5 protein-coding genes are annotated in these 7,950 nt (G+C 46.7%); all 5 read right to left on the reverse strand.

Annotated elements, in window-relative coordinates:
* Positions 1 to 1,348, reverse strand: a 1,348-nt coding sequence (locus tag AC4E7D_RS07180) for a PKD domain-containing protein (RefSeq protein WP_490173132.1), incomplete at its 3' end; no start/stop codon positions are given.
* 11 nt (positions 1,349 to 1,359) lie between these two features.
* Positions 1,360 to 2,178, reverse strand: a complete 819-nt coding sequence (locus AC4E7D_RS07185) for a glycoside hydrolase family 16 protein (protein ID WP_490173133.1) — start codon at positions 2,176 to 2,178, stop codon at positions 1,360 to 1,362.
* 100 nt (positions 2,179 to 2,278) lie between these two features.
* Entirely contained in the window at positions 2,279 to 3,721 is a 1,443-nt protein-coding gene (locus AC4E7D_RS07190) for a hypothetical protein (RefSeq protein ID WP_490173134.1), read from the reverse strand.
* 11 nt (positions 3,722 to 3,732) lie between these two features.
* Positions 3,733 to 6,912, reverse strand: a complete 3,180-nt coding sequence (locus AC4E7D_RS07195; protein WP_490173135.1) for a glycoside hydrolase family 2 TIM barrel-domain containing protein — start codon at positions 6,910 to 6,912, stop codon at positions 3,733 to 3,735.
* Positions 6,913 to 7,280: 368 nt separating this feature from the next.
* Positions 7,281 to 7,835 (reverse strand): helix-turn-helix transcriptional regulator, encoded by a 555-nt coding sequence (locus tag AC4E7D_RS07200; RefSeq protein ID WP_490173136.1) that lies wholly within the window; start codon positions 7,833 to 7,835, stop codon positions 7,281 to 7,283.
* Between the last annotated feature and the right edge of the window lie 115 nt (positions 7,836 to 7,950).

Consider the following 7,950-nt stretch of genomic DNA (forward strand, 5'->3'; position numbering starts at 1 on the left):
ATATACTGTTGTCTGCCGTTTCGAAGTCATTGACCAGATCGCCACCGCAGTCTTCCAATGAATTGCCTCCACCAGTAGCCTGGTTGCTGCACAGCCTGATGTTGTCAAACTGTATCGTCCAGTCCGCACTGCCGTCACCTGCCGTACCATTGTCCATGATCAAGGTGATGCCCGTAACTGTACCCACATTACCGGCTACAGCACTGAAGTCATAGGTAATGGTCTCCCAGCCTGTTCCCGATGTCGGAAGTATAACCTCAATGCCCGGACCTTCCAGCTTGAACAATAACTGACGTACCGCTTGCGAGGACACGTCGATGGAGAACACCCCGGCATTGAAATCAATGTCAGGATCCACATCTATGGTAATACCTGCAAACACCTCTCCGGCACCTTTCACATACTGCCCTACTTTGGCGCTTGTGTTTACCGATGTGTCCGGATTGTCGATAATGGTACCAACACCACCACCGAAGTTGTTGAATATACTGTTGTCTGCCGTTTCGAAGTCATTGACCAGATCGCCACCGCAGTCTTCAATAGAACCACCCGTATTACCGCCTCCGGTATCGGTCTCTGCTTGTTCAATATCATCGATATAGAAGGTGCCTGCAGTAGTGCCAGGACCATCTACAAAGAAGGTAAGCCTAGAGTATTGGTCTGAAGAAGTGAAGTCGAAGGCAATTTCTTCCCATCCGGTACCTCCGTGATCTACGGATATTTCGATGGGCGCAGCTGTGCCTTGTTCCAATTTGAGCAATACAGCTACAGGTGCATCCGCCCAGAAATTTGCTTTAACTGTCTTTTCTGTGGTTAAATCAAGGGCTGCTCCCAAATCATAGAAAAAGCCTTCAAAGGCAGCACCTGAATTGGTGATGGCCCCAACATTTCCAGCTTTGTCATTAGATCCGGATTGATCAGGGTTGGCTACTACTGCAAAAGATACGCCTCCAAAAGTAGTTGCCTCATAATCAATATCAGCATCGTCAAAGGTAATAGGTAATGTTACTGCCTGTAACACTGTAACCGATATTACTACAGGTTCAGTGGTGTCTGAGGCACCGGCATTGCTGAGGGCTTTCAGGGTTACTGAATAGTTCCCTGTGGACATATATTTTTTAACCGGATTAATCTCATTAGAGGTTGTGCCGTCGCCAAAATCCCATTCGTATTTGTCGGCATCCTCTGAGGTATTCACAAAGGTTACGGTACCACTCTCCTGATCAAGAGTGAATGTAAAATCGGCCGTAACCGTAGGTAATAGGCTTTCCACTTCGGCACATCCCCATAGCGCTAGCACAAGGATGACTACGGAAAACTTGCTTGCTGTTTTTAGTAGTTGTTTCATAATAGTTATTGTTAGTCTAGTCCGTTATATTTATATACCCTCACATAATCCACCAACATGGTTTGTGGGAATACTGTTTCGTCATTTGGAGGGCCGTCGAAATTTCCGCCCACTGCCAGGTTGATCAGCATAAAAAATGGTCCCTGATCAAAGACCCAGCGGCCTGTTACATCTTCAGGGGTGAGCTGATTATACAATACATCGTCCACATAAAAATTGATGTATTCCGGGCCCCATTCCACACCGTATACATGGAATCCGGTGTCTACACGATCGTTTTCAAAATCATACTCTTTAAGGATGGCAAGGCCTCCATTGTATCCAGGTCCGTGAACGGCACCGCTAACGATGGTTGGGCTTGAACCCCCATTTTCCATGATATCAATCTCTCCACATCCGGGCCAGGGATTGGTGTCAATATCAGCCCCGAGCATCCAGAAAGCGGGCCACATGCCTTTGCCATAAGGCAAGCGCATACGTGCTTCGAAGCGACCATATTGTTGTTCAAAGATCCCTTTGGTCAACAGACGAGCCGAGGTAAATCCGGAACCTTCAAAACTCTCCTGTCGTGCAGTTATGATCAGGTAACCATTATTAACGGTCACGTTTTCTGTACGATCCGTATAGTACTGCAACTCGTTATTGCCCCAGCCGTCATCGTTGGGTCCGGTACCAATATCAAAGGTCCATTTGGACGGATCAGGTGCACCGTTGACATCGAACTCATCCTGGAAGGTGAGTTGGGTAAAGGTGGTTACGGTTTGTGTATCCTCTGTGGCACAGCCCATGTTTAGGAAAATGGTGACACCTATCAGGAGATACGCTATCATTGAAAAAGGCACCCTGGTATAGGGTAAAAACCTTTTTGTTATCATTTTGGATATCATAAGCATATGTTTTTTCTAATTCATACTGTTTTTGGTCCTTCGCTTATTCCGAGTAGAAATAAATATTGTCTACAAAAATGCTGGAAACACCTCCTGAGGCAAATACGATTTGCGCCAGATTCGTGCGGGCACCACTAGCAAATCCACTTAATCCGCCACCTGTGGCATCGGAGAAGTTGGCAAGAGGAATATCGAGGCTAATCCAGCTGCCACTTTGCAGCTGTCCCGTGTTTATGGTAATGGCACCGCCTGTATCGTTGCCGCCTCCAAAAGCACCATCGGGACCAAAGTCTATCAGTTCCAGTCTGATATTATCCCCGGCATCAATGCTTTCATCGATTCGGATATCAACGTGATAATGGGTCATTTGAGATATATCCACTGTTGGATTAACTGTAGTAGCCACAAAATTGAGGTTGTCATAGATAATGATGTTATTCTCCTCATTGATGGGCACCAAGCCTCCTGTGGTGGTCTGTCCACCAAAGAATCCGTTGTAGTTATCTACAGGGACGTTGGTATAGGAGTCACTGAAAACTGAGATGACATTTTCAGGACTACGAGTGGGCACCGGTGCGAATTCAAAGCCGCCGTTCACCTCTAAAGTCACCGAGCCCTCTGCCCTCACCCCAGCCAGGGTAGCGCTGATGGTTGTGGTCCCAATGCCAACAGGGGTTAACACACCCAGTTCGCTCACCTGTACCACGTCAGGGTTTGAGGATTCAAAGGTAAAATAAGAAGGGGCTACCTGAACCGTCTCGTTAATTCCAGAGCCCAGATTAAAGGTTTGTGAAAGCCCGCTTGCCGGGATCAGGCCCTGGATATCCAGGAAAGCCTCTGCTTCCAGATCCACACCTCCGAATATTGCCGGCCGTGGTTGAGCGACTGTGCCCAGCTTCTCAAATTTTAGCTCATCTATCCAAAACGTATAGCCATCGCCATCTTCAGGCCCTTCTGAATACCAGAACAGTCCTTTTTCAACCATAAGCTTTTCGGGGTCTGGGATAGGGATTACATATTTTGTCCAACCGGTGCTGATGCGCAGGTTGAACTTTGTAACCAGGTATTTGTTTTCTCCAAAATCCTGGCCAAAACCAATTTCATTTATGGTTGCTGCCTTAGTTGCCTTCGCCCAGAAGGTGAGGGCATCATATCCGGAGAGGTCACGCCCCCCCATATCGGGGAAGATCGCACCCGCAAAAGAACCATTGGGATCCCCAAAATTGGGTACGTCAAAACGCATAGCCGATTCCCCGGCGTATTTCGTTTCTGTATCCACAGAGAAAGCATCCAGTTTGGACCCGCCAAACGGCAGGTATTCCAAACCTGCACTAAACCCGTCAATAAAAATCTCCGGATTGTTTGAGAAGGTGGCAAATTCTGCATCTTTCCCAAAATCATAGTCCCGTTCACAACTCGCAGTAACTACCAATACGAGCGCTAAAAGGAGGGTAAGTTTTCTATATAATCGTTTTTCGTTTTTCATCTCTCTATTTTTTATTTGCCGATATTGATATGCACATAGGTCCTGATCTCCCACTCGTTACCGTCACCAAACCCAACAGGACTTAGTGTGGGTTCCGCAGCAAACTCTTCAGCCTGGTTGGGCAGGTAGCGTGGAGAAAATTCATTAAGCGTCCTCCAGGTTCCCCGTATACCTACCTGAGTACTTGGTAAAATGAACCAATCCGGTTTACCGATCGTAGTTGAGATGTCTAACATCAACTGCACCGGGAAGGTCAGGTTGAAATCGCGATGGTAGTCAAAGGGACCCCAGTCATTTATTTTAAAGGCGTGCTGTACCTTTATATTCTTGTAGATCATTCGGATGTCTGCTCCTACACGCTCTACCAGTCTGGGGTCACTACCGTTGGCCTGGGCATTTCCGAAATACAGATTCGCGATCAGACCAAGATCAGGATTCACCTTAGAAACGATACGGGCGTGTGCTTCCCACAGGTCCTGAGCCGGAACTGAATTCGGGAAGGCAAACAGCGTACGATTGCCCAGGAATCCGATGTGTGCGTCCATAGCTGTAGGATGGTGCCTGAAAACAAAGCCGGCACTTACTGCAAGTGGGGCATCCTCTGCCCTGTCATTGTCCCATTCGTACATCCAGGTCCCGGGGGTGGGATCCCAGGTAAGCAAGAGCTCTCCCCCAATCATTTCCCTGTTCGCCCGAACTGAGAAGGGATCATCAAGGATATTCCTGAGGCGTCCTGGGCCTTGAACATCATTAGGCATGGGTCCTACAATGGGCTTCTGCCACATAAAATTGGGTGCCACCTGTACATTACCGAGCTGGTAGGTGAAACCCGACAGGAAGTTGGTCTGGTTACCGCTTCCTGTATCCTTGAGCCTCCAGCCGGTAAACGTCCTGGTTTGATCATAGCCTCCTCCAGCTACAAGTCCCATGGCTGCCCCCTGGGCATACCAGTTGAATTTTCCTTTGGAGAAGGTAATCTTGGCCTTGGCCCCCCAGTTATCCTGTGTATCTACCTCATCCGTAAATACGATGTATTTGTTATTGGTGTCAGAAACCGGTTGTGCGGGATCGTAATTGGGGTTGTCCTCTGTAAATTGGAATTCCCTTCCATTCAGAGGTTCACCTCCCCAGATACCTCCTACTTCAACACCAAAGTCACCAAACTCTCTTTCTACATGTACCGTTGCCCTTCTTGTCCTTGGCATTGGGACCGCTAGAGAGGATACAATGGTTCCAAAATCATCGATATCTTCATGGAAAACACCAGTGACATGGTATTTGCCGATTTCCTTGCGGTATTTTACCAGGACCGCGGGGTTGGCCCCCCACCACAATTGAGGTCCAAAGGCAATTTTTAGGCCGTCAAAAGCCCGCTTCCCATCTATCTCAAAACCGCTGATCTCACCGTTATAGATATCCAGGTTGGGTCCGTAGTTCGCTTCCGGGTACAAGCCGAAGAAGTCGCCTTCATAACCCCAGTGATAATGCCCTGTTCGGTAGAACCCTCTAAAATCAAAATCCTTGGCTTTCCAGTCAAAGGAGGCGTTGTAGATTTGAACACGTCTTAGGTCAGTGAGGTCGAGTACCCCCTCCGGAGTATTTACAGAAACGGTACGTCCTCTGTTTTCATAAAAGATTTCGTCGATGGGGTTCTCTGCCACGTTGCCCAGAATGTTCACATTCACATTGGCCCTCATGTTAGAAGCAGGTTCTCCTTCCACCCCAACGAAATAGGATTGCATATGATCAAAGCCAAGTTCGCTTGGATAGGTTACTTCGTCAGGATCTGCCGTTTCCGGTGTGGTAATTAGGTTGCCACCCGTATTATAGGTAGTGAACCTGGCCTGCAGATTGCTTACCCGCACCATCCCGGTCTTCTCCCCTACTAAGGCGGCCTTATCGCCACGCGCCTTAAGCACAGCATCCATCAGGTTGATGTTATTGAAGTAGTTCTCAACAAAATCCAGGGTTACTCCCTCGGCATAGGGGTTCAACTGGTGGGCTTCTTTCAGCGCGTAATAGGCTGCCCTGGGAAAGAGGTCATATAATCCCCTTGGATCGGTTTGTCCCTTGGCACAGATCCCGAACCATTCTTCGTTCATGTTGTTCTCTCCGGGAGCTAAATCTATAGCATATCCCCCGTTTGCCCAGGAAGCGTTGTTATCATGGACATCGGCTCCCTTTCGGTCATTGAAGCCATACTTCCACCAGCCGTCACTGAACTGGAACGTAAAACCACCAATGGAGTTACCGGCTTTTCCCAGACCTGCTGCATTGGCATAGATTTCTTTCCAGTTGCCTACCATATAATAAGCCTGCGACTTCTGATCCTCGGAATTGCTTATTGCATTAAAGGCATCAGCACCAAACTCGGTAAACATCAAAGGTTTGTTGAGCTTCTCCTTAACCACATCGAACATGTCTCCAAAGGAAACCCCGCGGTAGGTGTTGGTTCCATAAATGTCTACATCTTTACATTCCTCAGCAACAATATCAATGAACAATACGTCCCCGTTACAAATGGCAACCGGGTGGTTGGCATCCATACTTTTCATCAGCTTGGCGGCCTCGTTCATCAGGCGGTACATGGGTCGGCCCCTTTTTTCACCAATGAAAGCCTTTTCTTCTTCATCGTCAGGGAAATCTTCTGTCTCCGCCCCAGCCCAGAAGAGCCCGTAGTTGTTTTCATTACCCAACAGGTACATTAACAGCCCCGGGGTATTTTTATAATCCCTCACCAGGTTCTCCACCTCAGACATCAGGAATTCCTGTGTGCGTGGATTAGCATAGTCTGTGATCTCGATCCAGACACCATCTATGGTAAGGCCATACCGACCAAAAGAGTGGTTCAGCATGGTGTATATACCGTAGTTCTCATAGATGTACCTGATCCACCTGGCGGGGACACCAGTATATTGGCGAATCACATTAACCCCCATATTCTTTAGAAGGGACATCTCAGTATCTAGTCCGGCTTTGATAATATCATCAGACTTTTTCCAGAACTCTGCATTCACGGTATTGGTCCCGATGGGAATGTAGTCCCAGTTCATCCCGTTCATCATGAATTCCTGTCCGTTTACGATCAGCCTGTCCCCGTCCGCATCAGAACGGATAGAAACCTGATCGACCTGAGCAAAAATTCCGGTAGCGATGAGCAGCATTACTAAACTCAGCAACGTTTTTTTCATAGTATCTCTAGTTTAAGTTGACCTTAAGGTTTGTATAGGCAGTTGCCTTCCCGGCACAAGTATTTTTGTCACTCCGGAAATTTGAAAAAGGGAGTATCCCCTTGAAGTATCGAAAACGTTGTAGCTTGGTTGGCATGCCTAGTTATGGAAAGGTTAAATATATCCTAACGAATTGTCAATTCCATAAAAATCACCTCAACAAAAACTATACATCGCAATTAAATCGCTGTTTTTTGTTGAAATGGCAATTTTGTCGATAAAATCAAGCCTCAGAGCGATTGTCCAGAATGATATAGTAAATGGGTTGTAATTAGTGTATAGGTAATGTTGAGGTGAATGTGAGGGGATTTACCTGGATTGTAGAGTTCTTACAGCCTTAAAATATAGCTGACAAGGTTTTCATCGTGCATCAAGTTGAGTTTCTTACGCAAACGATACCGTTTGATCTCCACACTCCTGGTAGAGATATTAAGCAATTGCGCCATCTCTTTGGAGGAAAGGTTTAAGCGGAGATAGGAACACAGTCGAATGTCATTTGGTGTAAGATTGGGGTGTGCCTGTTCCAGTTTTTTCAAAAATTCTCGGTCGGCATTGTTAAAGGCTTCCTTAAACAGCTCCCAATCATCATTTTGTTTGAGGTTCCTGTCAATGATCTCTACGATCTTTTTGACCGAACCTGAGTCTTCCTTGCCCGCCATGAGCTGTTCTTTTACCTGAGATAAGAGCTGGTTCTTTTTGATAATACTCATGGTCGAGGCTGCCAGTTCGTTGCTTTTGTTCTTAAAGTCTTCCTGTAACTGGTCATTTTTTATCTTAATGATCTCTTTTTCGTTCTGGAGTTTTACTACCTGCATTTCCCGTTTGTTTTCCTCCTGAAGTTTGCGTTGTTTCTTGCGGTAATATAAACGGTAGGTATTGTGCACTATAAGAGAAATTAGAATAAATGAAAAGAAATACACCCCCCACATCATATTCGACAAGTATCAGGGACGTGCAATGCTAAAAGTATATTCAGCCGAGCCCGATGATAACTTATTT

Source organism: Lentiprolixibacter sp. (assembly GCF_982873095.1).